The sequence below is a fragment of the Pigmentiphaga sp. H8 genome, from assembly GCF_003854895.1.
In the GTDB taxonomy this organism is placed as follows: domain Bacteria; phylum Pseudomonadota; class Gammaproteobacteria; order Burkholderiales; family Burkholderiaceae_B; genus Pigmentiphaga.
In genome coordinates this window covers 5,850,484-5,876,640 of sequence record NZ_CP033966.1, presented here as the reverse complement: position 1 = coordinate 5,876,640, position 26,157 = coordinate 5,850,484, and the positions used below count along the sequence as shown (strand labels likewise).

Here is a 26,157-nt window from a genome sequence, read left to right as displayed (position 1 = left end):
CAATCAGCGTCGATGGTAGTCCAATTGGTCTTGTAAGTGGTAGCTGCCAACGGTAACGGACCCTTTCTTCCTGGAAACTTTTGCGGAAAGGGGGTGGGGTATATTAAGTTAAAGTCCGGCCGGGCCAATCGATGCCCGGCTCATTATTTACATCATGATCAGGCGCCCCAGCGTCGAGGAGAATGTCACCAATGAACGCCGTGCCTAAAACATCGGTTCCCAAACAACTTTCGGCGGTCGACGCTCCCGACTGGGTACGTCACGAACGATTGAAGGCCTGGGTGGCCGAAGTCGCGGCGCTGGCGCAGCCCGATCGCATCGAGTGGTGCGATGGCTCGCAGGAAGAATACGACCGGCTGTGCGAACTGATGGTCCAGGCCGGCACGTTGCGCCGCCTGAATCCCGCCAAGCGTCCCAATTCCTATCTGGCCTGGTCCGATCCGTCCGACGTCGCGCGCGTCGAGGACCGCACCTTCATCTGCTCCGAACGCAAGGAAGACGCGGGCCCCACGAACAACTGGGTGGACCCGGCGGAAATGCGCACCACGCTGAACGGGCTGTTCGCCGGTTCCATGCGCGGCCGCACCATGTATGTGATTCCGTTCTCGATGGGGCCGCTGGGCTCGCCCATCGCGCAGATCGGCGTCGAGCTGTCCGACTCGCCCTACGTCGTGGCCAACATGCGCATCATGACCCGCATGGGCCGCAAGGTCTATGACGTGCTGGGCGCCGACGGCGTGTTCGTTCCCTGCGTCCACACCGTGGGCAAGCCGCTTGCCCAGGGCGAGGCCGACGTCATCTGGCCCTGCAACGACACCAAGTACATCGTCCACTATCCCGAGACCCGCGAGATCTGGTCCTTCGGTTCGGGTTATGGCGGCAACGCGCTGCTGGGCAAGAAGTGCCTGGCGCTGCGCATCGCTTCCAAGATGGGCCGCGACCAGGGCTGGCTGGCCGAACACATGCTCATCCTGGGCGTCACCTCGCCCGAGGGCAAGAAGATGCACGTCGGCGCGGCCTTCCCCTCGGCCTGCGGCAAGACCAACTTCGCGATGCTGATCCCGTCGCTGCCGGGCTGGAAGGTCACCACCATCGGCGACGATATCGCCTGGATCAAGCCCAGCCCCGACGGCAAGCTGCGCGCCATCAACCCCGAGGCCGGCTATTTCGGCGTCGCGCCCGGCACCAACGAGAAGACCAACTTCAACTGCATGGCGACGCTGCGCGAGAACGTCATCTTCACCAACGTCGCGCTGACCGACGACGGCGACGTCTGGTGGGAAGGCATGAGCGAGCCGCCCGCCCACTGCATCGACTGGCAGGGCAAGGACTGGACGCCGGAAATCGGCAAGACCACGGGCCGCAAGGCGGCGCATCCGAATGCCCGCTTCACCGTCGCCGCCGACCAGAACCCGGCCATCGACGCCGAGTGGGACAACCCCGCGGGCGTGACCATCGACGCCTTCGTGTTCGGCGGCCGCCGCTCCACCACGGTGCCGCTGGTGACCGAGGCCCGCAACTGGGTCGAGGGCGTCTACATGGCCGCCACCATGGGTTCGGAAACCACCGCCGCGGCCACCGGCAAGCAGGGTGTGGTGCGCCGCGATCCCTTCGCCATGCTGCCGTTCTGCGGCTACAACATGAGCGACTATTTCAGCCACTGGCTGCAACTGGGCGCCAAGCTCGAGTCGGCCGGCGTGCGCCTGCCCGCCATCTTCTGCGTGAACTGGTTCCGTACGGACGAGAACGGCAAATTCGTCTGGCCCGGCTTCGGCGAAAACATGCGCGTGCTGAAGTGGATGCTCGAACGCATCGATGGCAAGGCCCAGGGCGTGGACCACGTCTTCGGCGTCACGCCTTCCTACGAGGACCTGAGCTGGGAAGGCCTGAACTTCACCCGTGAGCAGTTCGATCGCATCACCGCGATCGACACGCAAGCCTGGAAGGAAGAGCTGCGCCTGCACGACGAACTGTTCGACCTGCTCAAGCAGGGCCTGCCGAACGAACTGGTGGAGGTCAAGCAGCGCCTGTCCAAGCGCCTGCAAGGCTGAGCCTCGCTCGCAAGCCGGGCGGAGTACCGCTCCGGCTCGCGATGCACGGCCCCGATGCCCGCCCTGGGCGTCGGGGTTTTTTTATCCTGTCGGCAAAATTCGCCAAAATATAATAACTGCTACGTTTCTTCCGTTATTGGAAGGCAAGATTCGAACGCCATGGATCTTCTGTCCGCAGCACGCATCTATACCCAGGTCGTCGAACTTGGAAGCATCTCCGCCGTTGCCCGTGAACTCGACCTGGGCCATGCCTCGGTCCGGGAGCGCATCGAGAAACTGGAGGAATTCCTCCAGGTCCGCCTGCTCAGCCGCGATGCGAACGGGCTGGTCTGCACCGAGGAAGGGAAGACCTTCTACAATCACTGCAAGACCCTCCTGGCGGCCGCCGACGCAGCCGTAGCCGTCGTCCGGCAGGGCGAGCAAGAGGACATCCGCGGCAGCGTCCGCATAGCTTCCGCCCAGTGCTTCGGCGAGATCGTTCTGCCCGCGATATTGCTTCGCATCCGGATTGCCTATCCCAAGCTGCACCTGGACGTGATCCTGAACGACGCCGTGGTCGATCCCGTGACGGAAGGCGTCGATATTTCGCTGCGCGTCGGCTCCCTGGCCGAAGGCAGTTTCGTCGCCCATCCGCTGGGCCAGATCGGACGGGTGCTGGTTGCCGCCCCTTCGTTCATCGAACGGCACGGTTCGATCGAAACCCCGGACGACCTCGTCCGCCACCCGTTCATCCGGGTCAACGGAATCTTCGCCAATGACCGCGTCCCGCTCAGCCATCCGGAAAAAGGCGTGCGGCAGGCGCGGATACAAACCTCGTGCACCACCAGCCATTGGCGGCCCATGTACGAGCTGATTCAGTCCGGCTGTGGAATAGGCGTGGTGCAACAACCCGCCTGCATCGACGCGCTACGGAAGGGAAGCCTGGTGCAGCTGCTTCCCGAATACACCGTGCCGCCTTTTCCCATCCATGCACTGGTCCATGCCCATCGACCCACCGCGTCCAGGATCAGGGCCGTGCTGGATCAATTGAAGAAAGACGTTCCGGCGGCCCTGGAAGGGACGCCGTAGGGGCGGGATGCCGTTCCCTGTTGCGCCCCCTTGCCAAGCGATGACCCTGGTTACAGCGTGGCGAGCGACCATGGAAGACGGCCGCAAGCCGGTCATGTCCCAAGGAGAAACTTGTCGCTCGGGAGAAGCGCATGCATGTCAGATACATACTCGGATCGATCGCCACGGCATTGGCATTGGGCCTGATGAGCCCCGCCGGTGTCCAGGCGCGCAATATCATCGACACGGCCCAGACGGCCGGAATGTTCAGTTCATGGGTCAACGCGGTACGCGAGGCGGGTATGGAGCAGACGCTGAAAGGCCAGCCCTATACCGTGTTCGCGCCGTCCGACGAAGCCTTCGCCAAACTGCCCTCGGCCCAGCGCGAGGCATTGCGGAACAAGGACACGCTGGTGCAGGTGGTGAAGCTGCACATGGTGGCGGGCAAGGTCAGCCTGAAGGATGCCAAGGAAGGAACGCAGATCAGGACCGAGGGCGGCAAGACGCTGACGGTCCATCGCAAGAACCGCCGGCTGTTGCTATCGGATGCCGAAGTGCTGGAGCCCGACGTCGAAGTGGACAACGGCTACATCAACGTTTTGGATACGGTCCTGTTTCCCTGATTCCGCGGAGTGAACATGGGGAGTCCCGCGCCTTATTAAGATTCATGACTGAATCTTGCATTTTCTTCTAGCTCGAAGAAAATAGCACGGTTTGTCATGGAATTGTGCGAATGCAGACAGGGCGAGGATAATGACGCCTCATCTTCCCCATGAAAACCTCGAACGAGTTGCCACCCATGATAAGCAATCCCCTGCCTGGAAAGGAACCCGCCGGCTCCTTCGAAGCGTTGGACGTACGCGGCCAGGAGGGTTTGCTGGCTCCCAGGGTGGCTGCGCTTGGCAAGGCGCTGGCACGCGCTTCCCAATTGCAGGCCCGGATGCAGTTCGGGTTTTCTCAGACAGAGTGGCAAGTCGTCAGGTTGCTTGCCGATTTCCAGCCAGTCTCGATACGCAAGTTGGCTTCCCTGGCCATGGTCGATGCGGCGCAGATCAGCCGGGCGATCGGTGTCTTGACCAGAAATGGATTGGTCGAAAGAGGGACCTCGGCACGGGATAGCCGGCGAGCCGACCTAAGGCTGAGCCCCCTGGGCATGGAGACCGCCGTCACCCTGCGGCAGTTGTCCCGGCAGCGCAATGAGCGGCTGTTGGATGGCTATTCGCCAGAACGGATCACCGGCTTGTTTGAAATGCTGGAGGTACTGACCGCGCGGGCCATGCGTGAAGAGATGGACATTGCCGAAGGGGAGGCCAGCCGGGAAACGTGAGCGAAAAAATTTCACGTGGAGTATTGCGGCCGACTTTCCCGGAGTGAACGCCCTGAGTGGCTAGATGTTGAGTAGTGGGACCACCGCAGCTTTCAGAAACGCAATGGCCGAGAGCTGTTTCTCATCGGTAGCGCATGACCGGAACTACCGGATGGAGCGGGAACTGCGATCGACCAACTCGATGTCCCCCTTGCTTGGTAAGTGGTCTTGCCACTTGTGTGCCGTGGTCGGGCTGATGCCAGCGACAGGGCCGCTGCCTTCACCCCCAAGCTGGCTTATGGCTGTTCACCCGACAAGTGTTCCCAAGTGGCTGAAGCGTAGAGAACTCGAATTTCCCGGGCTCTTTCGGGTGAAAGAAGAGTGGCCCCAGCGCGTCGATGTTTCACGTGAAACATCGGCACGCCTTGATCGTAGAGGAAATTTGGTCGAGACCTTGGCGAGGGCTCATCCGCATCTCCCGACGCCTATTCCTGGTGTTAGCGGGTACGGCGATCACGTACCCACCCTATCCACTGCCACGTAGCGCTGACACACGCATCCTGAATAGCTCAAGCAGGCACCCCAGTGTTCCACGTGAAACACTATGGAGCAGCTTGTCCAGGGTAATGCTCGCGCTGACAGGGCGAGAATCCTATAATCCCAAGTTACCGTGGCGTTTTCTCACCAGACCCGGATATCTCTCCCTGGCCACGAAGGCTGCCAGGTCGCCAGGTGAAACCTGGCCTTTTGCGGATCCCACCATGCTGTATCCAACCGAATTTGATGTCATTGTTGTAGGCGGCGGCCACGCTGGTACCGAGGCTGCATTGGCGGCAGCGCGCGCTGGCTGCAAGACGCTGCTGCTCACGCATAACATCGAGACCCTGGGGCAGATGTCCTGCAATCCCTCCATAGGCGGGATCGGCAAGGGCCATCTGGTGAAGGAAGTCGACGCACTGGGCGGGGCCATGGCCCTAGCCACGGACGAAGCAGGGATCCAGTTCCGCATCCTGAACGCATCCAAAGGGCCTGCGGTGCGGGCTACCCGAGCCCAGGCAGACCGGGTGCTCTATCGCAAGGCTATTCGTCATCGACTGGAAAACCAGCCCAACCTCTGGCTGTTCCAGCAAGCGGTGGACGACCTGATGCTGGAAGGGGACAAGGTAGTCGGCGCGGTCACCCAGATCGGCCTGCGCTTCCGCGCGCGGGCGGTGGTATTGACCGCAGGCACTTTCCTGAACGGACTGGTTCACGTGGGACTGCAGAACTACTCGGCGGGCCGGGCCGGCGATCCGCCCGCGATCTCGCTGGGCAAGCGCCTGCAGGAACTCAAGCTGGGCCAGGGACGCCTGAAAACCGGGACGCCGCCCCGTATCGACGGGCGCTCTATCGACTTCAGTGTGCTGGAAGAACAGCCCGGCGACCTGGATCCGGTACCGGTGTTTTCCTACCTGGGCGATGTCGCCATGCATCCGCGCCAACTGCCGTGCTGGATCACGCACACGAATGCGCGGACGCACGAGATCATCCGTGGCGGCCTGGACCGTTCGCCCATGTACACCGGCGTCATCGAAGGGGTGGGGCCGCGCTACTGCCCGTCCATCGAAGACAAGATCCACCGTTTTGCGGACAAGACATCCCATCAGGTTTTCCTGGAACCGGAAGGGCTGACGACCCACGAGTTCTACCCCAACGGGGTATCGACCAGCCTGCCCTTCGATGTGCAGCTCGACCTGATCCATTCGCTGCCCGGGCTGGAAAATGCCCATATCCTGCGGCCCGGCTACGCCATCGAATATGACTATTTCGATCCACGTGGACTGAAAACGTCGCTCGAGACCCGCGCCATTTCCGGACTGTTCTTCGCCGGACAGATCAATGGCACGACGGGCTACGAAGAAGCGGCTGCGCAGGGACTGCTGGCCGGCATCAACGCCGCCCTGAAGGTGAAGGGCGAGGAAGCCTGGGTGCCGCGCCGCGACCAGGCCTATCTGGGCGTGTTGGCCGACGACCTGGTCACGCGCGGCGTGACCGAGCCCTATCGCATGTTCACGTCGCGGGCCGAGTATCGCCTGAGCCTGCGCGAGGACAATGCCGACTGGCGCCTGACGGAAACCGGCCGCCAGCTCGGGCTGGTGGACGACGCGCGCTGGGATGCCTTCAACCGCAAGCGGGATGCCGTGGCGAGCGAGGTCGAGCGCCTGCGGTCCACGTGGATCAATCCCCGGACTTTCCCGGCCCACGCTGCCGAGCCGCTGCTGGGCAAGGCGATCGAGCGTGAGTACACACTATTCGACTTGCTCAAGCGCCCGAACGTTTCCTATGATGCACTTATGCAAGCTAAGAATGCGGACGAGGAATTGCTGGCGGGGCCGGGCGTAACCGACCAGATCGTTGCCGAACAGGTCGAGATCCAGGTCAAGTATGCGGGCTACATCGCGCGCCAGCAGAACGAGATCGACAAGCAGGCCGGGCACGAGAACCAGCGCATACCCGAAGACATCGACTATGACTCGGTGCGCAGCCTGTCCTTCGAAGTCCGCCAGAAGCTCAAGACTCATCGGCCGCAAACCATCGGCCAGGCCGCCCGCATCTCGGGCATCACGCCTGCCGCCATCTCGCTCCTGCTGATACACCTGAAGCGCCGCCAATACGGAAAGCTGAATGCCGATTCCGCCGCCGACGCGAACCGGGCGGCATGAGCGTGTCCCACGGCCGCTCGACAACCACACGCCTTCTCCTGGGAGAAAAGCCGCGCCACGACGAGACAGGAGGCTCGTCGGTATCGATGCGCGGCTTGCGGGGAAGCGTGTCCGCTTCCCCGGCAAGGGGAGCTCCCGGCCGCCGGAGGGTCGTCCCATGAACATGTCCCGGAAACCGATCCCGATGCAGGAACCTTTCAATGGCGCGGTATTCGCCGCCCAGCTCGAGTCGGACTGCGCGGTGTTGCGCCTGCCGCTCGATCATGCGCGTATCGATCTGCTGCTGAATTATCTGGCGCAGATGCTGCGCTGGAACCGCACCTACAACCTCACGGCCATACGCGAGCCTGAGCAGATGCTTTTGCATCACATAACGGATAGCCTGTCGGTGGTGCCGGAACTGGCCCAGCGCCTTGCCGGCCAGCCGGCCAGCATCCTGGACGTGGGTTCGGGCGGAGGACTGCCCGGCGTGGTCCTGGCCATTTGCCGGCCGGAATGGCAGGTGCGCTGCGTGGACGCGGTGGAAAAGAAGACCGCGTTCATCAAGCACGTGGCCGGGGTGCTGCGGCTGTCCAACCTGGACGCGACGCACGCGCGGGTCGAGGAGCTCGAACCCGCCGAGTGCGACATCGTCGTCTCGCGCGCGTTCGCCTCGCTGCACGATTTTGCCGCGCTGGCCGGACGCCACGTCAAGCCCGGAGGGCGGCTGGCCGCCATGAAGGGCCATCCGCCGGAAGACGAGATGCAGGCGCTGAAGGACCAGGGCGCATGGCAGGTGGAAGGCGTTACGACGCTTTATGTGCCAAGATTGTCCGCCCGCCGCTGCCTGGTCTGGATGGACCGCATCGAGGGCGGGGCAAACGAGGGTTAGCAGAACGCGGCGCCGGCCATCGGCGCGTCAGATTCACCCAATAATCAGGTTGTATTCGATGTCTTCCAATTCCAGCATGGTCAACGAGGCGGCACCGTCCGGAGAAGAAGCCGGCGAGCTGGAGGCGATCAGCGGCGCCGAGCCGCTGGCCGCCAAGCGCACCGCCCGCATCTTCTGCATCGCGAACCAGAAGGGCGGTGTCGGCAAGACCACCACCGCGGTCAATCTGGCGGCGGCCCTCGTGGCCCAGAAGCAGCGCGTGCTGCTGGTCGATCTCGATCCGCAGGGCAACGCCACCATGGGCAGCGGCATCGACAAGCGCGAGCTGCAGGCCACGCTCTACGAGGTCCTGATCGGCGAAGCCAGCATCGCCGAGGCCGCGAAGGCATCCGAGAGCGGCTATGACGTCCTGCCCTCCAACCGCGAACTGGCGGGCGCCGAGATCGACCTGGTGGAGCTCGAAGAGCGCGAGCGGCAGCTCAAGCATGCCATCGCCGCCGTGGCCGACCGCTATGACTTCGTGCTGATCGACTGCCCGCCCACCTTGTCGCTGCTGACGCTCAACGGCCTGGCCGCCGCGCATGGCGTGATCATTCCCATGCAGTGCGAGTACTTCGCGCTGGAAGGGCTGTCGGATCTCGTCAACACCATCAAACGGGTCCACGCCAACCTGAATCCCGACCTGCGCGTGATCGGCCTCCTGCGCGTGATGTTCGATCCGCGCGTGACCTTGCAGCAGCAGGTCTCGGCACAGCTCGAGAGCCATTTCGGCGACAAGGTATTCAACAGCATCATCCCGCGCAACGTCAGGCTGGCCGAGGCGCCCAGCTATGGCCTGCCGGGCGTGGTGTTCGACCCCGCGTCCAAGGGGGCGCAGGCCTACGTGGCCTTCGGGGCGGAAATGATAGAGCGTATGAAGACGCTATAGCTTTGGGGAAGCACATCATGGAAATGAAAGCAGGATCTAAGGGTGTGAAGAAACCCAAAGGACTCGGACGCGGACTGGACGCGCTGCTGGGCGCCGACATGCCGGCGGTCAGCACGCTGGGCACCAAGTCCACGGCCCAGCCCGAAGCGAAGGAAGGTCCGCCCAATACGCTGCCGGTGTCCAGCATGCAGGCCGGCCGCTACCAGCCGCGCTCGCGCATGGACGAGGGCGCGCTGGGCGAACTGGCCGAATCGATACGCACCCAGGGCGTGATGCAGCCCATCCTGGTCCGCGCGATCGAAGGCGGGCGCTACGAGATCATCGCGGGCGAACGCCGCTTCCGCGCCGCGCAGCTGGCCGGCCTGGCCGAGGTGCCGGTGCTGGTGCGCGAGGTCAGCGACGAGAACGCCGCGGTCATGGCGCTGATCGAGAACATCCAGCGCGAGGACCTGAACCCGCTGGAAGAAGCGCAGGGCGTGCAGCGATTGATCGGCGAATTCGGCATGACGCACGAGCAGGCCGCCCAGGCCATCGGCCGCTCGCGTTCGGCCACGAGCAACCTGCTGCGCCTGTTGAACCTGGCCGCGCCGGTGCAGACCATGCTGCTGGCAGGCGACCTCGACATGGGCCACGCCCGCGCGCTGCTGGCGGTGGATGCCGCCACGCAGATCCAGCTTGCCACGCAGATCGTGGCCAAGCGGCTGTCGGTGCGCGAGGCCGAGAAGCTCGTCGCGCAGACGCTGCAAGAGGCGGCGCAGAAGTCCAGCCGCAAACCCGCGGCCAAGTCGCGCGACGTGCTGCGGCTGGAAGAAGCGCTGTCCGATCGGCTGGGCACGCAGGTGGCCTTCAAGATCGGCGCGAAGGAACGCGGCCAGATCATCATCGACTTCCACGGCTGGGAACACCTGTCGTCGCTGCTGGAAAAGCAGGGCCTGGCGGACGTGCTGGAAAACAGCTGAACGGATCGAGGAATCAGAGCGGCACGGCCAGCATGTTGTCGATGCTGAAGGAATCGACGATGACCAGGCGCCGCCTGAGCCTGAGGCGATCACCGGCGATCGCCATCTGGTCCTCGTATCGGCCGACCATATAGACCGACGCGTTTCCCTCCAGATCCGACTGCATCACCAGGAAGTTCGCGCTGGCGGAAATGGCGCCCGCGTCGGTTTCGTCGGCGCGCACGTTGGTGATGTAGTGGCGGAAGTTCACGTCCCGATACGTAAGCGTGCCCTTGATCAGCATGGTCACGCGGTCCTTGACCATCCCATGGCTGTAGCAGCCCATCAGCGGGGCGGGCAGTCCGGCGTCATGGTTTTCGCGCGACACGACGCGGTAGTCGCAGGCGTCGGCCGTGAAAAAGTCCGGCCATTCCGCATAGCGCCGCTGATCGAGCGCGTCCGCATAGTCGTAGTTGAAGCGTTCGACCCGGGCTTGAAGTGAAGGAACCATGGGATTGCCTTTAGACCTTTTCAGTAGCAGCCGGCTCGAAGCCCATCAACTGGTGATAGTGCGTCCAGAACCCGCGGATCGAGATTTCCTGGGACAGGTAATCCGTGTCGTGCAGTTCTCCCGTGCCTCCCATCTCCAGCACGGAATGTTCGCCGTGCCGCGTCTTCAGTCCTAGCTGGACCAGCCGAAGGGCTTCGCCGTCTTCCATCGAGATGTATCCCGCGGGCCCGATCAGGTTGACCTGCAGCAGTCGATTGTGCAGGTCCTCGTCCGTATCGCCCTCGAAGCCGAGGTAGGTGATGTGGAGTTCGACCGCATCCGGGCCCTTCGGACGCAGATGGCGGATGGCGTAGGTGTTGTCCACCTGGGCGACGACCAGCGACGGGAACATCGACAACAGGGTGGTCTTGTAGCCGTCCTGCAGATCGAGCGGCACCTCCAGCATGGCTGGATCGTGCATCTGAAGATCCGGCATCAGCTTGCCGCTGCCGGCGTAGTCCCGATCCAGATCACGCAGCCCCTGCGCATCGTCGTCGCTCAGGATCGAATGATTCCAGGTGTTCTTGCCGTCCTTGTCCAGCTTGATGCCGCCTTTCATCGCGGGTGTCTGGATGCCGAAGGACACCTGGAACAAATGCAGCAGCGACGCGTGATAAGGATCGCGGACGTTCTCGTTATAAAGCTTCCAGTTGCCCGCGATCTTCTGGCGCAGATAGCCGATGACCTTGGGCGTTCGCTGCATCAGCAGGCGGTCTATCTGCGTCAGGCTGTGCGGGCCCAGGTAGGCGGGAAGGGGCTCGGTGTCATCGCTATACGTGCCGAAGACAAGGCCGCCATGGGTCGCGATGCGAAGCTTGCGCAGGCCATGGTCCTTCTTGTCGAAGCAGGGCGGCATGCCGCCTTTTCCCTTGTGGCCTTTCTCGAAAGGCACGCTGGCAAGATCGCCTGACAGGCTGTAGGTCCACAGATGGTAAGGGCAGACGTGGCGCCTGGCGTTGCCGCGCACCTTGTCGGCAAGCCGGGCGCCCCGGTGAGCACAGGAGTTCTCGACGGCGTGGATGGACCCGTCCCTGGAGCGGCTGACGATGACCTGGGTGTCGCCGACCCAGTTGGTGACGTAGTCTCCCCACTGCGGAATCTCGCATTCCATTGCAAGGTAGTTCCAGACGGGACCGCGAAACAGCCGTTCCATCTCCAGGCGGTATATGCGCGGGTCCGTGAACACCTCGTAGGGAACGCGGGAGAAATCCGCCGCGGGCCAGACAGGTTGAGCGCCATGCGCCTGCGTGTTCATTGTCGAGGGTTCCTTTTCGATTGGAGACGCCAGCGGTATGGGAGAATCGTAGCGAAGCAGCCGCCGCGGAAAAATGGCCGAGCCTGAAAACGAGTTTTTCAGCAAATGGAGAAATGCACGATGGACCGTTGGGCTGAATATGAATTCTTCGTGCGGGTCGTCGAAACGGGAAGCCTCAGCAAGGCGGCCGAAGCGTTGAACTTCTCCACGCCATCGGCAAGCCGGCACCTGGCGGCATTGGAAAAGCGCCTGGGCGCGCGGCTCGTGGAGCGAAGCACGCGGCGCCTGTTCGTGACGGAGGTGGGCCAGAATTTCTATGCCCGATGCAAGGCCGCGCTGGAGGAGATGACCGAGGCGGAAGAGGAAGCGGCCCTGACTTCCAGCTCGCCGTCGGGCAGCTTGCGCGTGACCGCGTCCCTGTCGTTGATGCTGCAGCACGTCACCCGATTGCTGCCACGCTTCACCGAGAAATATCCCAGCGTCAAGATCGAGCTGATCGCCGCGAATCGGTACTACGACATCACCGACGATGACATCGACGTGGCGATCCGGACCCGCGAGTACGAGCCCGATTCGACACTGGTGATACGGCGGCTGGCGACGACGCGAAGAATCCTCGCGGCATCGCCGGCCTACATCGACCGTCATGGATTGCCCGCCGTGCCGCAGGCATTGGCGGGACACAAGTACCTGGGCTACAGCTACCACAATCCGAACGAACTCACCTTCCAGCGCGGGAAGGAAGTCGTCACCATTCCGATGGCGCCGCTGCTGGATGCCAACGACGGACAGATCGTACGCAGCGCCGCCCTGGAGGGACTGGGCATTCTCAGCCAGCCCATGTATGTCGTCCATGACGACCTGATGGCCGGACGGCTGGTTCCCGTGCTGCTGGATTGGGAACTGCCCCGGCTATCGATCAGCCTGGCCTATCGGCGCCGCAAGCTGGTGCCGGCGAAAACGCGGGTCTTCCTCGACTTCATCACGGAAGACTTTCACCAGAACGAATACGAGAAGCGCTGGGAAGCCGCGTTGACCATGGCGCAGCGGCCACCGCAAGCGCGCACCGGCGTTTCGCGCCGGCGTGGACACGTGGCCTGAACGTGGCGTTCAGGCCACGAGCAGCGCGGCCATCCGGTGCGGATCGGCATGCGTCGCGATGATGGTCAGGCCGGTTCGCTGTTGCGGGATATCAGCCGCCGACAGCGGCCGCACGTCGAAGCGCCTTTCGTCGGGAGCGAACTGCACCAGGCAACGCCGGCCGTCCGCCAGGGCGACGACGCCCTTGAGCCGCAGCAGGTCCTGTCCCAGCGCATCGGCCAGCGCATGCAGGCGGATCAGCAGCGCGTCGCGCGCCAGGGGATCGGGCAGGGGAAGGAAATGCGCCTGCTCCGCATGATGATGCGCGTGCCGGCCATGATCGTGAGGGTGGGCATGATCGTGGACATGCGGTGCCGGCGGGCTCGCGGCATGGTCCACATGCCCGGGTTCCGCGACCGGGGGCGACGACGGGCCGCATGGCGCGAGGGCGCGCGAAACCGCCTCCCACGCCAGGTCGGCCTGGTTGGAACGCAGCACCGGCACGCCGGGCTTGAGCGCCGCCAGCCTCGCGGCCAGGGCGCGGGTCGACGCTTCGTCGGCTTCCCGTGTCTTGGTCATGATCAGCGCCTGCGCCGCGCGTACCTGCGCCCGCGCTTCCGGATGGCGATCGAGCAATGCCGCGCCGGCCGGCGCGCCCGCCACCGTGACGACGGCCTGCAGGCGGTAGCGTTCGCGCAGCAGCGGATGTTCGTGAAAGGCCTGGAGAATGGGCGCGGGGTCGGCCATGCCCGTGGTCTCGATCGCCACGGCGGGAAACGCCGGCATGCGACGTTGCAGCCGCGCCCAGAACAGGTCTTCCAGGGCCTGCTCCAGGCCCGGCAGCCCGGTGCAGCAGACGCACGATCCCGATACCAGCGAAGCCTGTTCGGTCACGCCCAGCAGGGCGCCATCCAGGCCGACCTCGCCCAGTTCATTGACGATCACCGCCGCGCCCCGCAGTCCCGGCTGTTCCAGCCACGCCGACAGCAGCGTCGTCTTGCCGCTGCCCAGGAAGCCGGTCAGCAGATAGACGGGGATGGGGGACGAGGTGGCCATGAATGATCGCGAGTCCGTTCAGGGCTGGTAGCCCAGCCGCGCCGATACGCCGTCGGCGGCCTGGAGCACGGGCGCAACGAAACCGCGCAGCGCCTTCTTGGTCAGCCGCTGGATGGGACCGGCGACACCGATCGCGGCGATGACCTGTCCGGTATGGTCGCGCACCGGCGCCGCCAGGCCCCGCATGCCGACCTCGCTTTCCTCGTCGTCCTGCGCATGGCCCTCGCGCCGCACCTGTTCCAGCGTGTTGCGCAACACGGCCGGATCGGTCGGCGTGTTCGGCGTGCGCGGCGAGAGGCCGTCCTTGAGCACGCGCGCCAGCACGTCCGCGCTCTGGAAGGCCAGCAGCGCGCGGCCCTCGCTGGTGCAAAAGGCGGGCTTGCGCGCGCCGACGTACGAACGCATGCGTATGGCCTGGTGGCTTTCGAGGTTGAACAGATAGATGATGTTGCTCTGCTCCAGCGTGGCCAGGTGCACGGTCTCGCCGGTGATCTCGCGCAGCTCGTGCAGATAGGGCAGGGCCTGCGTCGAAATATCCATGCGCCGCCGCACCAGCGCGCCCAGCGCGAACAGCCCCAGCCCCAGCCGGTAGCGGCCGTTCTCCGGGTTCTGCTCCAGCAGCCCCTCGGCCGTCAGCGTGCTGGCCAGCCGGTGCACCGTGCTCTTGGCCAGCCCCAGCCGCTTGGCAAGCGTACTGATCCCGATCTCGACTTCCGTCTCGGAAAACGCCTTGAGCACACGAATGGCCGAAGCGACCGAAGACAGCCGCCCGTCGCCTCCGTCCTGAGTGTCTTGCATGATGATGGACAATGTTTGTGTCAACCCACCTTTATAACAAGTGCTGGCAGCCAGCGAAGCATGGAAGCGACAAACCAGGAAAGTCCCACCGGGCCCAGGAAACCGCGGATCTGGCTTTGCCAGTCCGCCGGTTTCGCCCCCTTGAGGGGGCGCCCGGAGGGCGTAGGGGGTGGGCTTTCCTTGCGCGCGTCAGCGCGTAGGGGGGGGCGCTATATATTGTTTCCAGTGCACGATTTCCTTCTTCACGAAATCGTTGAACGTGGGCGCGTCCCAGTCGAAGGTCTCCATGTTCTGGGCCCGCAGCTCGGCCTGCCCTTCCGGCGATTGCAGGGCCTTGCGCACCGCGAGGTTGAGCTTGGTGACCAGTTCGGGCGACATGCCGGCGGGACCCGACAGCGAGAACCAGGTGGTACCGGTCAGCTGCGGATAGCCCAGTTCCTTGAAGGTCGGGATGTCGGGGAAGTCGGTCACGCGCTGCGCCGAGGTCACGGCCAGCGGGCGCAGCTTGCCGGCCTTGATGTTGCCGGCGGCGGTGCTGAGCGTGATGAAGGCGGCGGGTACCTGGTTGGCCGCCACGTCCGCCACGGCGGGACCCGCGCCCTTGTAGCTGATGTGCACCAGGTTCAGCTTGGTGATCTGGCGGAAGGCTTCGCCGATCAGGGCGCCGTGCGTGCCCTGTCCGGGCGAGGCCCAGCTCAGGCCCTCGGGCATGGACTTGACCTGCTTGATGAAGCCGGGCACGTCCTTGATGGGCTGCGCGACGTTGACCGCCAGCACGGTGGGCGGTCCGCCCAGCAGGGCGATGTGGGTGAAGTCCTTGATCGGGTCGAAGCTGGTCGCGTTGGTCAGCGGGGCGACCACGTGCGAGCCGATGCCCGAGACCACCAGGGTATAGCCGTCGGGCTCGGCGCGCGCCACCATCTGCGAACCGATGACGCCGCCCGCGCCGCCGCGGTTGTCCACCACGAAGCTCTGCTTGAACGTCTCGGCAAGATGGCGCGCGATCAGCCGGCCGAGGGTGTCGGCGCTGCCGCCGGGCGCATAGGGCACCACGATCTTCACCGGGCGGTTGGGCCACGGATCCTGCGCACAGGCCGGCGCCGCGAGCGCGCCGGCTGCAAGGCTCGCGCACAGCAGGCGCGCGAGGAAATGGCGATGAATCGTCATCGGCGTGTCTCCTTTCTGAGGTTCTGATCTCCCGCCGCGGCATGGACCGCATTGACATCGGGATCGAGCGAATGATAACTTTGTTTCCTATCAAGGAACAGTGTTCCTGTATACGGAACGAATTTCAAGCGAGGGGACCAAGGATGTTGAAGAAAGAACAGAATGACCTGCTTACCCAGACGGGGCCGGGAACGCCCTTGGGCGAGCTGTTCCGCCGCTACTGGCAGCCGGTGATGCTGAGCCGCGAGCTGCCCGGTCCCGGCTGCGAGCCGGTGCGCGTGAAGCTGCTGTCCGAGCGGCTGTTGGCGATACGCGACGAAGAAGACAACCTTGGCCTGATCGACGAATTCTGTGCGCATCGCGGCGTGTCGCTGTGGTTCGGCCGCTACGACGAGAAGGGCCAGGGCGGCGGTATCCGCTGCCCCTATCACGGCTGGAAGTACGCCGCCGACGGCCAGTGCCTGGACGTGCCGTCCGAGGCGGAAGACAGCGGCTTTCGCAGCCGCATCAAGCTCACCTCGTATCCGCTGGTCGAGCGCGGCGGCATCCTGTGGACCTACATGGGTCCGCCCGAGCACCAGCCGCCGCTGCCCGAGTACGAGTTCGCGATGGTGCCCGACGCGCAGCGCTTCGTGTCCAAGCGCATCCAGGAAAACAACTGGCTGCAGGCGCTCGAAGGCGGGATCGATTCCAGCCACGTCTCGTGGCTGCACCGCGACAGCCTGAAGTCCGATCCGCTGTTCAAGGGCGCGGCCGGCAACCAGTACAACCTCAAGGACCTGCGCCCGGTATTCGAAGTGGTCGACACCGACACGGGGCTGCTGGTGGGCGTGCGCCGCAATGCCGACGACGATTCCTACTACTGGCGCATCACGCCCTGGCTGATGCCTTGCTTCACCATGGTGCCGCCGCGCGGCGACCATCCCGTGCACGGACACTTCTGGGTACCCATCGACGACGAGAACTGCTGGGCGTGGAGCTTCGACTACCACGCGGGCCGCGCGCTGACCGAAAGCGAGGTCCAGGCGATGGAGGACGGCAAGGGCATTCACGTGCGTTACGTGCCGGGCACGTTCCGGCCCTTGCAGAACAAGGAAAACGATTACCTGATGGACCGCGAGGCGCAGAAGGCCGGCAGGACCTACAGCGGCGTCGAGGGCATAGGCATGCAGGACGCGTCGCTGCAGGAAAGCATGGGTCCGATCCAGGATCGCACCAAGGAACACCTGACCTCCACCGACAACGGCATCGTCAAGATGCGCCGCGCGCTGATGAAGGCCGTCAAGGCGCTGGCCGAGGAAGGCGCGGCGCCTCCGGGAACGCATCCGTCGGCGCACCACGTCCGCTCGGCCGCGGTGATCCTGCCGCGCGACCAGCACTTCAAGGATGCCGCCGCCGAGGCGCTCACGGCGCAGCCGGGCCGGCCGCACGCATCGGTATGACGGCCATGGCGCTTACCGTACGAGCCGCGGTCGCGGTCGAGGCCGGCAGGACCGAACTGCGCGAGCTGGCCGCGCCGGCCACCTCGGCCACCAGCGGCCTGCTCAAGGTCGCCGTCACCGGCGTGTGCGGCAGCGATTGGCCCTACTACCAGCAACTGCCGGCCAGCCGCGGCCCGCTCGTGCTGGGCCACGAGACCGTGGGCCACGTGGCCGAGCTGGGCGAGGTGGCGCGCGCCAAATGGGGCGTGAAGGAAGGCGATCTGGTCGCACTGGAGGAATACCTGCCCTGCGGCCACTGCGAGTTCTGCCGCAGCGGCGAGTTCCGGCTGTGCGACGCCACCGACTGGCGGCTGGGCGGCTTGCGTTACGGCGCCACCGGCCTGTCGGTGGAACCGGGACTGTGGGGCGGGTTCAGCCAGTATCAGTTTCTGCATCTGAACACGGTGTTCCATCGCGTACCCGCCGGGGTCTCGCCCCGCCACGCGGCGCTGGCGCTGCCGCTGGCCAACGGCATCGAATGGACCTACCTCCAGGGCGGCGCGGGGCCGGGCCAGACCGTGGTAATACAAGGGCCGGGCCAGCAGGGCCTGGCGTGCGTCGTGGCCGCGCGCGAAGCGGGCGCCGAACGCATCATCATCACCGGTCTTTCGAACGAGACGGATGCCCGGCGCCTGGCGCTGGCGCGCGAACTCGGCGCGCACCACACCATCGACATCGAGTCCCAGGACCTGCTCGAAACCGTTGCCGACCTGACCGGCGGCCTGATGGCGGATCTCGTCATCGACTGCGCGGCGGGCGGCACCGATTCGGTCGTCACCGCGATCCAGCTCGCGCGCAAGCGCGGGCGGGTCATCCTGGGCGGGCAGAAGCGGCGGCGCATTCCCGAGTTCGACAGCGACCGCATCATCGCGCGCTTCCTGACCGTCAAGGGCATGCGCGGCCACAGCTACGAGTCGGTCGAGCTGGCCCTGCAACTGATCGCGGGCGACCGTCATGGCGTGAAGAAGATGAGCACCCATGCCTTCGGGCTCGAGGATACCGACCTCGCGCTGCGCAGCCTGGCGGGCCAGGGCGTGCAGGGGGCCATCCACATGACCATCGATCCCTGGAACTGAATCCGGCCCGCTAGCGGCCGGAACTTTCCCACCAGGCAGCCATGGCCCTTCGACGCGGCAACACCGCGGCGAAGGGCCATGGCTGTTGCCGTTTCCTCCTTCTTGACACCCGGCCATGCGAATCTCATACTGGCCAAATACTAGCGAATCGCTAGTATTTGGCCAGTGCAGGGCTGCGCCCATCTGCCAGGGCGGGACGCGGTCATGGAAAAGGAGACGGGAATCGATGCTCAGCCTCGAAATGAATCGCATGCTTACCCAGGTGGAGAACGGCGCGCCCATGGGGAATCTCATCGGCCGGTTCTGGATGCCGGCGCTGCTGTCGGAGGAAATCGCCGAGCCGGGGGGGCCGCCGGTGCGGGTCGGCCTGCTCGGCCGCAGGCTGGTGGCGTTCCGCGACTCGCAGGGCCGGGTCGGGCTGCTGGATGCGCGCTGCCCGCATCGCTCGGTCGACCTGTTCTTCGGCCGCAATGAAGAGGGCGGATTGCGCTGCGTCTACCACGGCTGGAAGTTCGGGGTGGACGGCGCCTGCGTCGACATGCCCAGCGAGCCTTCGTCCAGCCCGATGAAAGACAAGGTACGCGCGCGGGCGTATCCCGTGCACGAATCAGGTGGCATGGTCTGGGCCTATCTCGGCCCTGGCGAGGCGCCCGCCGTGCCCGACATCGAACTCATGTCGCTGCCGGCAAGCCACGTCTATGCCTCGAAGCGGCTGATGCGCTGCAACTACATGCAGGCGCTGGAAGGCAGCCTGGACACCTCTCATCTGTCTTTCCTGCACCAGATGAACCTCATGTCCAAGGACGTGTTCGGCGTAGGAGACTTCCAGCGCTTCTCCGACGCAGATGGCGCGCCGCGGTTCTTCTGTGTCGACACCTCCTACGGCATGTCCATCTCGGCGCGCCGCGACGGCGACGACGACACCTACTACTGGCGTGTCACGCAGTGGCTGATGCCGGTTGGCGTACTGGTCCCGACCGCGCCGGGAAGCGTGTGCCGCGCCAATTTCTTCGTCCCGATCGACGACCGGAACTGCTGGTGGTACCGGATCCGCTACCAGCCGGAGCGGCCGCTCGAACACGAGGAAATCGAGGAGTACGACGCTGGCGACCTGGATTATTCGCGTCGCGTGCCGGGCACTTATGAATCGGTGGGCAACAAGGAAAACGACTACCTGATCGATCGCGACAGACAGCGCACCGAATCCTTTACCGGCATCCTCAGCGCCCAGCTGCAGGACATCGCCGTGCAGGAAAGCCAGGGCGAGATCGTGGATCGCAGCATCGAGCACCTCGGGACGTCCGACACCGCCATTGCCCAGACCCGGCGCCGGCTGATCAACGCCGCCCAGGCGCTCGAGGAAGGGCGGCTGCCGCCGGAAGCGGACGCGGCTTCGCAATACCGCATGCGTGCCATCGCCATTACGCTGAACCGCGCCAGGAGTTTCGACGAAGCTGCGGCGCTGGCGCAGTTGCCGCCGGCATAGAGGCCCCCCGGGAGGAGACGAAATGCATCTTACGACGACAAGCATCATCAGACATCTTGCCCTGGCGGCCGCGTTTGGCGCCGCTGGCCTGCTCCCGCTGGGAGCGTGCGCGCAGGAGCCCTCTTGGCCCACCCGCCCCGTCCGGGTGATCGTGCCCTTCCTGGCGGGGGGGTCGATCGACGTCGTGGCCCGTACGCTGGCGGCCGAACTTTCGGCCCGCTATCACCAGCAGTTCGTGGTGGACAACAAGGCCGGCGCCGGCGGCACCATAGGCACGGACCTGGTGGCCAAGAGCGCGGCGGACGGCTACACGCTGCTGCTTACGGCGCAGGGACCGCTCGTGATCAATCCGTTCATCATGTCCAAGCTGCCCTACGACGCGCAGCATGCTTTTGCGCCGGTGTCGCGGGTGGTCGATGCGCCCAACGTTCTGGTGGCCTCGCCCAAGGCCGGACTGCCGACGTTCGACGCCTTCCTGCAGCGGGCCCGGTCGGGCGGCGCGCCGCTGACCTATGCCACCCAGGGCGTCGGCACCACGGGCCACGTCACCGGCGCGCTGCTGGACCAGGCGCTGGGCATTTCGCTGACGCACGTGCCGTACAACGGCTTTCCTCCCATACTGACCGACGTCATGCAGGGCCGCGTCGACCTGATGATCGCCGACACCGTGAACGTGGGAGAGCGCGTCCGGACGGGCCAGTTGGCCGCCGTCGCGGTGGCATCGGCCCGGCGCAGCGCGGTGCTGCCCGACGTGCCGACCTTCGCGGAAAAGGGCTATCCCGAGATCGTGGCGGGTCCCTGGTTCGCGCTGCTGGCGCCGGCAGGCACGTCCAAGGCGGTGCGCGACAAGCTGTCGGCCACGGTCAGGGATATCCTTGCAAAGCCCGGCATTGCCGCGCGCTTCCAGGGCATGGGACTGGACATCGTCGGCTCGACGCCGGACGATCTGCAAGGCTACATGGACAAGGAATACGCGCGCTGGGGCGCGATCATCCGCAAGGCCGGCATACAGCCGGTTTCCTGAGCCGCCGCGGGGTCAGTCGGCGAAGTCTTTCCAGGTCCGGGGAGACTTCAGCCGGTCCGAGGCCGTGGCCGCCAGCCTGCCCAGGATCTCCCGGATGTGGCGCTCTTCCCCCGGGCCCATGGCACCCAGCACGTCGTGCTCCAGGGCGCTCATCACCTGCTCCACGTCGAGGCGCGCCCGCTCGCCCGCCGCGGTCAACCGCAGCACGGAGCGCCGGCGATCGCGCGGGTCGACGCCCTTGGTCATGTAGCCCTGCCTGGTCAGCTGCACGATGGCCCGCGAGACGAAAAAGGCGTCCGTGCTCGTGTGTTCGGCCACTTCCTTGGCCGACAGCGGGCCGTAGCGTCCGACCACCGCCATCACGCGCCACGTGATGGTCGTCAGGCCGTATTTTTCTTCCCACATGGGTGACAGGAACTGCGAGATGCGCGTCGCGATCATCAGCGCCTGATAGGCGATGCGGTGCTCGAGCGGGACGGTCGGGTCGGGCGGAGTCTTCTTCGGCATGGTCGATTGGGGCGCCGCGGCGATGGGATGGCAGTCGGGCGCACGGCGGAAGTGGCTATATTATGCAGTCTGTCAGCGCTCGTCGATGATCAAGGAGACCGCCATGCCCTACCGCTTCGACCGCATCGATCCCCGCCACACCGCCATGGTCGTGGTGGACATGCAGAACGACTTCGTCGCCGACGGCGCCAAGCTCCAGTCCCGGCAGGCCAAGGACATGGTCGGCAAGCTGGCCGAGACCCTGCGCTTTTGCCGCGAGCAGGGGATACGCGTGCTCTACACCGCGCACGTGCATCGCGACGACGGTTGCGACATGGGGGTGTTCCGCGACCTGTACGGGCCCATCGCCGACCACTCGTCGCTGGTGGACGGAACCACCGGCGCCGACATCTACCCCGAACTCGCGCCGGCCCAGGGCGAGCACGTCATCAAGAAGCACCGCTACAGCGGCTTCTACGGCACCGACCTGGACATCATCCTGCGCGAATGGGGCATACGCAACGTCGTGGTCTCGGGCACCACCACCGAGAACTGCTGCCACGCCACGGCGCGCGACGCGATGTTCCACAACTACAAGGTGGCGTTCCTGGCCGACGCCACCGGCACCTTCGACTATCCCGACGTGGGCTGGGGCGCGATGAGCGCGGCCGAGGTGCACAAGGCCACGCTGACCATCCTCGCGTTCTCGACCGCGCACGTGATGAACGTGGACGAGTTCAAGTCGCTGGTGGCCAAGGGCAGGGACTGAACTAGCTCAGCACGAGCCAGGTCCCGGCCAGGCTCGTGATGGCCACCAGCGCGGTGATGCCCGCCATCCACGCCGACGAGGCGGCATGGATCTTGTCCAGGGCCAGGGCCGACCGGCGCCACGACGCGGTCGCGAAGAACAGGATGGCGCACAGCATGTCCAGCGCGCCCACGACGAGGAACGCCGGCTGGTTTTCCTGCACGCCCGCGCGCAGCACCAGCAGCGCCACGGCGGTCATCGACAGGCCGGTGCGGCCCCAGGACAGCGCGGTGCGCTGGGGTTGCAGCCCTGGGTCGAGTTGCGAACTCATCGGAACAGCACGAACAGGCCGGCCACCACGGCAACCAGCAGGGTCACGCCCGCGGCCAGCGGAATCAGCGCCGAGCGCGGCAGCGGCCGCGAATGCCGCATGGCCTGCTGGTTGGCCTTCCACTGGAAATAGGCGCCGCAGCAGAAGATCAGGCCGGCAACGGTCATCGCCACGCTCAGCGCCAGCAGCGGCCAATGCGGCTGGACCACGCCGCCGAACTGGTGGAGCAGGATGGCGCCAGCCAGCACGGCAAGCGCGGTGCGTATCCAGGCGAGGAAGGTGCGTTCGTTGGCCAGCGTGAAGCGATAGTCGGGTTCGCGGCCGTCATCCTCTTGCATGCGAGGGTTCTCCTGCGGGGTTTATTTATTTGGGTGCCCGCTATTTTAGGCTCCCGCGGGCGGCTTTCATGCAGGCGACAGCGGCCATGCAGTAACCTTGGGCGGGACAACCCACAACCGGAGCACAGACGTGGAATACCGCAAACTGGGACGCACCGATCTCGAAGTCAGCGTGATCGGGCTGGGAACCATGACCTGGGGCGAACAGAACAGCGAAGCCGACGCCCACGAGCAACTGGACCATGCGCTGGCGCAGGGCGTGAACCTGGTGGATGCCGCCGAGATGTATCCGGTGCCGCCCAAGGCCGAGACCCAGGGCCGCACCGAAACCTACATCGGCACCTGGCTGGCCCGTACCGGCCGCCGCCATGACATCGTGCTGACCAGCAAGGTCGCCGGCCCGCTGCGCGACGCCAAGCGCCCCGGCCACATCCGCGACGGCAAGCCCTTCCTGGACCGCAAGAACCTGACCGCCGCGCTGCACGACAGCCTCAAGCGCCTGCAGACGGACTACCTCGACCTCTACCAGCTGCACTGGCCCGACCGCACCACGGCCACCTTCGGCCAGCTCGCCTATCCCTGGGTGAAGGACGACCACACCGTGCCCATCGAGGAAACGCTGTCGGTGCTGCAGGACTTCGTGCGCGAGGGCAAGGTCCGGCACATCGGCGTCTCGAACGAGACGCCCTGGGGCGTGGCGCAGTTCCTGAAGCTGTCCGAGACGCACGGCCTGCCGCGCATCGCATCCATCCAGAACCCCTACAGCCTGCTCAACCGCGTGTACGAAATCGGCCTGTCCGAGTTCACGCAGTTCGAACAGGTCAGCCTGCTGGCCTATTCGCCGCTGGGCATGGGCGTGCTGTCCGGCAAGTACCTGGGCGGGGCGCGGCCCGAGGGCGCGCGCCTGACGCTGTTCTCGCGCTTCACCCGCTATGACGGGCCCGAGGCCGAATCGGCCGCGCGCCGGTACGTGGAACTCGCGCGCGACCATGGCCTCGTGCCGGCGCAGATGGCGCTGGCCTGGGTGAACAGCCGGCCCTTCGTGGCCAGCAACCTGATCGGCGCGACCTCGATGGCGCAGTTGCAGGAGAACATCGCCAGCGCGCAGGTCGTGCTGCCGGCGGCGGTGATCGAGGGCATCGAGGCCATACACCGGGCGCAGCCGAATCCGTGCCCGTAGCCAAGCCGGCTCGCCCTATCTCGATCCCTTGAACAGCCGGATGACCAGGTCACGCATCCACTGGTGCGCGGGATCGAGTTCGAACCGCTTGCTCCAGTGGAGCATGACGGGAAAATCCCCGTGGGCGAACTGGGCCTCGCTTACCGCGTAGCCTCCCGAGTCGGCAAAGTAGTTCGCAAGCCCTATCGGCAGTACCACCGCCAGGTCCGTGGTCTTCACGATGGCCGGCAAGGCCAGGAAATTCGACGAGGTGATGCGGATCTTCTTGTCGATGCCCATTTCCTGCAGGACCCGGACGGTATCGCCGTAGGCGCGTATCGCGACATAATCCAGGCGGCCCAGCTGTTCCCGCGTCAGGGCACCGCCACCTTGCCCGAGCAGGGCCGGGTGTCCCGCTCGCAGAAGGACGGAATACCTGTCGCGCACCAGTTCCAGGCTCTGGGTCCCCACCAGGTCCGGGATGAAGCCGAGCGCCAGATCGACGATGCCCGCATCGAGCGACGCGCAGATCGCGTCATGCGGCAGCGCGCAGCTGTCCACCGTGACGCCGGGGGCTTCTTTTCTCAGCGTCTCGATCAGCCTGGGCAGGAAGAGTGCCTCGCCGATGTCGTTCAGGTGAAGCCGAAGCCGCATCCGCGATGTCGACGGCTCGAACTGCTCGCCCTCGTTGAGGGCCGCTTCGATCATGGCGATGGCTCCCTGGACGGCATGCGCCAGGCGTGCGCCGCGCAGCGTCGGCCGCACGCCGCCGGGCGCCCGCACGAACAGGGGGTCTCCCAGGCTTACGCGCAGCCGAGTCAGTCCCTGGCTTGCCGCCGGCTGCGACAGGTTCAGCGCATCGGCCGCGCGGCTCACGCTGCCGGACCGATAGATGGCGTCGAACAGCCGCAGCAAGTTGAGATCGATGTCTCGTATATCCATCTGTGGATGCACCTCCTCGATCGCCGGAATGGCTGCCGTCGCGCGCAGATGCCGGCTAGTTTAGCGGCGGGCGGCAACCCGCGAGGGCCAATATTCACGAGATGGAAGTTCACTTAGTTGGCAAGGCTAATGGAGCGCCTGGCGAGCGGAGGGTAATCTTGCGCACTGTCGTCGCCCCGGATCCTCCGGCGCGGGGCCGTCATCGTCATGCCATGGACAGCAACCTCAGAAAAGACGTCAGCGCCGGGGGTGGAAAGCCCCTGATCGAAGCGGGCCTGCGCAATCTGCTGGTCGATTGCGCCGGTATCAGGAACGGGCAGCGCGTCGTGCTGATCCACGAAGAAGGCAACCCCGCCGTCGAGCGCGAGGTCGTTGCCGCGATCGAGCAAGGGGCGCGCGCACTCGGCGCGACCGTGACCAGCCTGGGATGCGGCGAGCGGCTCGCAGGCCCCGAGGCCATCCCGCCCCACATCGTGGAGGCCATGGCCCAGGCCGACGTCACCATCCTGAGCCATTACATGGGCGCGATGCTGCGCCTGCGCCCGCCGATCGGCGCGGGCGTCCACGTGCTCAACTACGCCACCAACAGGAACGTTCTTGCCTCGCGCTGGGCCACGGTGCCGTACGGCGTCTGGCTGGAAGCCGGCGATGCCATCGCGCGCGAACTGCGCGGGGCCACGAACTGGCGTGTGACGTGTCCGCTCGGCACGGATTTGCGAGGCCACGTCACACCGCCTCCCGCGTCCGCGCCCACGCAACCGTTTACCGTGCTCACGTTTCCGATAGGCACGCACAACCCGATCCGTTCGCACGGGGCCTCCGGGCGGCTCGTGATCCGCTGGCTGGCAAGCTCCGCGAATCACGACATCGGCGACGGCCTGCTGCTTCGGAGTCCGGTCACCGCCGAGGTGCGCGCCGATCGCATCGTGAGCCTGGAAGGCGATGCCGAGGAGGTTGCCAAGGCCGAATCGCTGCTGCACAGCCTGGGGCGCAGGAACGGCGTCGATCCCATGCTTATCAACTCCTGGCACGCGGGCATCAATCCCCAGGCCCGGCCCTGCTGCGATCCGGAAAAAGACCTGAATCACTGGCAGCTCATGTCGCACAACAACCCGCGCCTGATGCACTTCCATGCCGTCGGCCACGCCATGCCGGGCGAAATCTCGCTGCCCGTCCTGGATCCCGATATCTGGCTGGACGATCGTCAGTTCTGGCGCCAGGGCGAATTCCTGCTGCTGGAGTCGCCCGCGATCCAGGACATCCTTCGGCGCCACCCGGGATCGGAAGACGCGTACGAACTGAACCACGAAGTCGGCGCCTGATTTCACCATACCGGT

Annotated in this window: 25 protein-coding genes; 16 read left to right on the top strand and 9 right to left on the bottom strand. The window is 65.4% G+C overall.

Going from position 1 to position 26,157, the window contains the following annotated elements; translation table 11 throughout:
* Window positions 1-191: 191 nt before the first annotated feature.
* The 8 genes from EGT29_RS27815 to EGT29_RS27780 all read left to right on the top strand — a co-directional run bounded on the left by EGT29_RS27815 (window position 192) and on the right by EGT29_RS27780 (window position 9,864).
* Entirely contained in the window at window positions 192-2,051 is a 1,860-nt protein-coding gene (locus EGT29_RS27815) for a phosphoenolpyruvate carboxykinase (GTP) (RefSeq protein WP_124692045.1), read from the top strand.
* A 159-nt stretch (window positions 2,052-2,210) separates the two neighbouring features.
* The gene (locus tag EGT29_RS27810; RefSeq protein WP_124692044.1) at window positions 2,211-3,119 is read left to right on the top strand and encodes a LysR family transcriptional regulator; all 909 of its coding nucleotides are present in this window, start codon (window positions 2,211-2,213) and stop codon (window positions 3,117-3,119) included.
* A gap of 131 nt (window positions 3,120-3,250) precedes the next feature.
* Window positions 3,251-3,721: a fasciclin domain-containing protein gene (locus EGT29_RS27805; protein ID WP_124692043.1), complete on the top strand. Its 471-nt coding sequence runs from the start codon at window positions 3,251-3,253 to the stop codon at window positions 3,719-3,721.
* A gap of 149 nt (window positions 3,722-3,870) precedes the next feature.
* On the top strand, window positions 3,871-4,425 hold the full coding sequence (locus EGT29_RS27800; protein WP_124692042.1) for a MarR family winged helix-turn-helix transcriptional regulator: 555 nt from the start codon (window positions 3,871-3,873) through the stop codon (window positions 4,423-4,425).
* A gap of 740 nt (window positions 4,426-5,165) precedes the next feature.
* Window positions 5,166-7,106, top strand: coding sequence for a tRNA uridine-5-carboxymethylaminomethyl(34) synthesis enzyme MnmG (gene mnmG / locus EGT29_RS27795; RefSeq protein ID WP_124692041.1), 1,941 nt, complete (start codon window positions 5,166-5,168; stop codon window positions 7,104-7,106).
* A 184-nt stretch (window positions 7,107-7,290) separates the two neighbouring features.
* Window positions 7,291-7,977 carry a 16S rRNA (guanine(527)-N(7))-methyltransferase RsmG gene (rsmG, locus tag EGT29_RS27790; protein ID WP_124692040.1) on the top strand — a complete coding sequence of 229 codons (687 nt, stop codon included), beginning with the start codon at window positions 7,291-7,293 and terminating at the stop codon, window positions 7,975-7,977.
* A gap of 58 nt (window positions 7,978-8,035) precedes the next feature.
* Window positions 8,036-8,905, top strand: a complete 870-nt coding sequence (locus EGT29_RS27785) for a ParA family protein (RefSeq protein ID WP_238160236.1) — start codon at window positions 8,036-8,038, stop codon at window positions 8,903-8,905.
* A gap of 23 nt (window positions 8,906-8,928) precedes the next feature.
* Window positions 8,929-9,864: a ParB/RepB/Spo0J family partition protein gene (locus EGT29_RS27780; protein ID WP_124692039.1), complete on the top strand. Its 936-nt coding sequence runs from the start codon at window positions 8,929-8,931 to the stop codon at window positions 9,862-9,864.
* A gap of 13 nt (window positions 9,865-9,877) precedes the next feature.
* Here EGT29_RS27780 and EGT29_RS27775 read toward each other — a convergent pair whose 3' ends face one another.
* Both EGT29_RS27775 and EGT29_RS27770 read right to left on the bottom strand, forming a co-directional pair.
* Complete coding sequence (locus EGT29_RS27775; RefSeq protein ID WP_124692038.1) at window positions 9,878-10,354, bottom strand: aromatic-ring-hydroxylating dioxygenase subunit beta; 477 nt, start codon at window positions 10,352-10,354, stop codon at window positions 9,878-9,880.
* Window positions 10,355-10,364: 10 nt separating this feature from the next.
* A complete protein-coding gene (locus EGT29_RS27770; protein ID WP_124692037.1) occupies window positions 10,365-11,648 on the bottom strand; it encodes a Rieske 2Fe-2S domain-containing protein in 1,284 nt (427 codons plus the stop codon).
* A 120-nt stretch (window positions 11,649-11,768) separates the two neighbouring features.
* On the opposite strand from EGT29_RS27770, the gene EGT29_RS27765 reads away from it, so the two are divergent.
* A complete protein-coding gene (locus EGT29_RS27765) occupies window positions 11,769-12,749 on the top strand; it encodes a LysR family transcriptional regulator (RefSeq protein WP_124692036.1) in 981 nt (326 codons plus the stop codon).
* A gap of 9 nt (window positions 12,750-12,758) precedes the next feature.
* Here the strand turns inward: EGT29_RS27765 and EGT29_RS27760 are convergent, their stop codons facing one another.
* From EGT29_RS27760 to EGT29_RS27750, 3 genes are all read right to left on the bottom strand, one after another.
* Window positions 12,759-13,784 carry a GTP-binding protein gene (locus EGT29_RS27760; protein ID WP_124692035.1) on the bottom strand — a complete coding sequence of 342 codons (1,026 nt, stop codon included), beginning with the start codon at window positions 13,782-13,784 and terminating at the stop codon, window positions 12,759-12,761.
* 18 nt (window positions 13,785-13,802) lie between these two features.
* Entirely contained in the window at window positions 13,803-14,582 is a 780-nt protein-coding gene (locus EGT29_RS27755; protein WP_124692034.1) for an IclR family transcriptional regulator, read from the bottom strand.
* 189 nt (window positions 14,583-14,771) lie between these two features.
* Window positions 14,772-15,749: a tripartite tricarboxylate transporter substrate binding protein gene (locus EGT29_RS27750; RefSeq protein ID WP_124692033.1), complete on the bottom strand. Its 978-nt coding sequence runs from the start codon at window positions 15,747-15,749 to the stop codon at window positions 14,772-14,774.
* 143 nt (window positions 15,750-15,892) lie between these two features.
* Between EGT29_RS27750 and EGT29_RS27745 the strand changes: the two genes are divergently transcribed.
* From EGT29_RS27745 to EGT29_RS27730, 4 genes are all read left to right on the top strand, one after another.
* Window positions 15,893-17,191, top strand: coding sequence for a Rieske 2Fe-2S domain-containing protein (locus EGT29_RS27745; protein ID WP_124692032.1), 1,299 nt, complete (start codon window positions 15,893-15,895; stop codon window positions 17,189-17,191).
* Window positions 17,192-17,196: 5 nt separating this feature from the next.
* Window positions 17,197-18,306: a zinc-binding dehydrogenase gene (locus EGT29_RS27740; RefSeq protein WP_238160235.1), complete on the top strand. Its 1,110-nt coding sequence runs from the start codon at window positions 17,197-17,199 to the stop codon at window positions 18,304-18,306.
* 226 nt (window positions 18,307-18,532) lie between these two features.
* The gene (locus EGT29_RS27735; RefSeq protein ID WP_161568014.1) at window positions 18,533-19,792 is read left to right on the top strand and encodes a Rieske 2Fe-2S domain-containing protein; all 1,260 of its coding nucleotides are present in this window, start codon (window positions 18,533-18,535) and stop codon (window positions 19,790-19,792) included.
* A 22-nt stretch (window positions 19,793-19,814) separates the two neighbouring features.
* The gene (locus tag EGT29_RS27730; RefSeq protein WP_124692029.1) at window positions 19,815-20,816 is read left to right on the top strand and encodes a tripartite tricarboxylate transporter substrate binding protein; all 1,002 of its coding nucleotides are present in this window, start codon (window positions 19,815-19,817) and stop codon (window positions 20,814-20,816) included.
* A 12-nt stretch (window positions 20,817-20,828) separates the two neighbouring features.
* Here EGT29_RS27730 and EGT29_RS27725 read toward each other — a convergent pair whose 3' ends face one another.
* Window positions 20,829-21,323, bottom strand: coding sequence for a MarR family winged helix-turn-helix transcriptional regulator (locus tag EGT29_RS27725; RefSeq protein ID WP_124692028.1), 495 nt, complete (start codon window positions 21,321-21,323; stop codon window positions 20,829-20,831).
* A 103-nt stretch (window positions 21,324-21,426) separates the two neighbouring features.
* On the opposite strand from EGT29_RS27725, the gene EGT29_RS27720 reads away from it, so the two are divergent.
* Complete coding sequence (locus tag EGT29_RS27720) at window positions 21,427-22,071, top strand: cysteine hydrolase family protein (RefSeq protein ID WP_124692027.1); 645 nt, start codon at window positions 21,427-21,429, stop codon at window positions 22,069-22,071.
* A gap of 1 nt (window position 22,072) precedes the next feature.
* Here EGT29_RS27720 and EGT29_RS27715 read toward each other — a convergent pair whose 3' ends face one another.
* Together EGT29_RS27715 and EGT29_RS27710 are read right to left on the bottom strand one after the other, a co-directional pair.
* Complete coding sequence (locus EGT29_RS27715; protein ID WP_124692026.1) at window positions 22,073-22,381, bottom strand: DUF202 domain-containing protein; 309 nt, start codon at window positions 22,379-22,381, stop codon at window positions 22,073-22,075.
* A complete protein-coding gene (locus tag EGT29_RS27710) occupies window positions 22,378-22,719 on the bottom strand; it encodes a YidH family protein (protein WP_124692025.1) in 342 nt (113 codons plus the stop codon). The genes EGT29_RS27715 and EGT29_RS27710 overlap by 4 nt, the downstream gene beginning before the upstream one ends.
* 130 nt (window positions 22,720-22,849) lie before the next feature.
* On the opposite strand from EGT29_RS27710, the gene EGT29_RS27705 reads away from it, so the two are divergent.
* On the top strand, window positions 22,850-23,899 hold the full coding sequence (locus EGT29_RS27705; RefSeq protein ID WP_124692024.1) for an NADP(H)-dependent aldo-keto reductase: 1,050 nt from the start codon (window positions 22,850-22,852) through the stop codon (window positions 23,897-23,899).
* 15 nt (window positions 23,900-23,914) lie between these two features.
* On the opposite strand, the gene EGT29_RS27700 is transcribed toward EGT29_RS27705, so the two are convergent.
* Entirely contained in the window at window positions 23,915-24,820 is a 906-nt protein-coding gene (locus tag EGT29_RS27700; protein ID WP_124692023.1) for a LysR family transcriptional regulator, read from the bottom strand.
* A gap of 212 nt (window positions 24,821-25,032) precedes the next feature.
* Here EGT29_RS27700 and EGT29_RS27695 point away from each other — a divergent pair, with 212 nt between their 5' ends.
* Window positions 25,033-26,142: a hypothetical protein gene (locus tag EGT29_RS27695; RefSeq protein WP_124692022.1), complete on the top strand. Its 1,110-nt coding sequence runs from the start codon at window positions 25,033-25,035 to the stop codon at window positions 26,140-26,142.
* Window positions 26,143-26,157 lie beyond the last annotated feature (15 nt).

Excerpts from the sequence above, each read along its gene's own strand:
- EGT29_RS27815 (WP_124692045.1), top strand. The coding sequence starts at position 192 with ATGAACGCCGTGCCTAAAACATCGGTTCCCAAACAACTTTCGGCGGTC.
- EGT29_RS27810 (WP_124692044.1), top strand. The coding sequence starts at position 2,211 with ATGGATCTTCTGTCCGCAGCACGCATCTATACCCAGGTCGTCGAACTT.
- EGT29_RS27805 (WP_124692043.1), top strand. The coding sequence starts at position 3,251 with ATGCATGTCAGATACATACTCGGATCGATCGCCACGGCATTGGCATTG.
- EGT29_RS27800 (WP_124692042.1), top strand. The coding sequence starts at position 3,871 with ATGAAAACCTCGAACGAGTTGCCACCCATGATAAGCAATCCCCTGCCT.
- mnmG (WP_124692041.1), top strand. The coding sequence starts at position 5,166 with ATGCTGTATCCAACCGAATTTGATGTCATTGTTGTAGGCGGCGGCCAC.
- rsmG (WP_124692040.1), top strand. The coding sequence starts at position 7,291 with ATGCAGGAACCTTTCAATGGCGCGGTATTCGCCGCCCAGCTCGAGTCG.
- EGT29_RS27785 (WP_238160236.1), top strand. The coding sequence starts at position 8,036 with ATGTCTTCCAATTCCAGCATGGTCAACGAGGCGGCACCGTCCGGAGAA.
- EGT29_RS27780 (WP_124692039.1), top strand. The coding sequence starts at position 8,929 with ATGAAAGCAGGATCTAAGGGTGTGAAGAAACCCAAAGGACTCGGACGC.
- EGT29_RS27775 (WP_124692038.1), bottom strand. The coding sequence starts at position 10,354 with ATGGTTCCTTCACTTCAAGCCCGGGTCGAACGCTTCAACTACGACTAT.
- EGT29_RS27770 (WP_124692037.1), bottom strand. The coding sequence starts at position 11,648 with ATGAACACGCAGGCGCATGGCGCTCAACCTGTCTGGCCCGCGGCGGAT.
- EGT29_RS27765 (WP_124692036.1), top strand. The coding sequence starts at position 11,769 with ATGGACCGTTGGGCTGAATATGAATTCTTCGTGCGGGTCGTCGAAACG.
- EGT29_RS27760 (WP_124692035.1), bottom strand. The coding sequence starts at position 13,784 with ATGGCCACCTCGTCCCCCATCCCCGTCTATCTGCTGACCGGCTTCCTG.
- EGT29_RS27755 (WP_124692034.1), bottom strand. The coding sequence starts at position 14,582 with ATGCAAGACACTCAGGACGGAGGCGACGGGCGGCTGTCTTCGGTCGCT.
- EGT29_RS27750 (WP_124692033.1), bottom strand. The coding sequence starts at position 15,749 with ATGACGATTCATCGCCATTTCCTCGCGCGCCTGCTGTGCGCGAGCCTT.
- EGT29_RS27745 (WP_124692032.1), top strand. The coding sequence starts at position 15,893 with ATGTTGAAGAAAGAACAGAATGACCTGCTTACCCAGACGGGGCCGGGA.
- EGT29_RS27740 (WP_238160235.1), top strand. The coding sequence starts at position 17,197 with ATGGCGCTTACCGTACGAGCCGCGGTCGCGGTCGAGGCCGGCAGGACC.
- EGT29_RS27735 (WP_161568014.1), top strand. The coding sequence starts at position 18,533 with ATGCTCAGCCTCGAAATGAATCGCATGCTTACCCAGGTGGAGAACGGC.
- EGT29_RS27730 (WP_124692029.1), top strand. The coding sequence starts at position 19,815 with ATGCATCTTACGACGACAAGCATCATCAGACATCTTGCCCTGGCGGCC.
- EGT29_RS27725 (WP_124692028.1), bottom strand. The coding sequence starts at position 21,323 with ATGCCGAAGAAGACTCCGCCCGACCCGACCGTCCCGCTCGAGCACCGC.
- EGT29_RS27720 (WP_124692027.1), top strand. The coding sequence starts at position 21,427 with ATGCCCTACCGCTTCGACCGCATCGATCCCCGCCACACCGCCATGGTC.
- EGT29_RS27715 (WP_124692026.1), bottom strand. The coding sequence starts at position 22,381 with ATGAGTTCGCAACTCGACCCAGGGCTGCAACCCCAGCGCACCGCGCTG.
- EGT29_RS27710 (WP_124692025.1), bottom strand. The coding sequence starts at position 22,719 with ATGCAAGAGGATGACGGCCGCGAACCCGACTATCGCTTCACGCTGGCC.
- EGT29_RS27700 (WP_124692023.1), bottom strand. The coding sequence starts at position 24,820 with ATGGATATACGAGACATCGATCTCAACTTGCTGCGGCTGTTCGACGCC.
- EGT29_RS27695 (WP_124692022.1), top strand. The coding sequence starts at position 25,033 with ATGGACAGCAACCTCAGAAAAGACGTCAGCGCCGGGGGTGGAAAGCCC.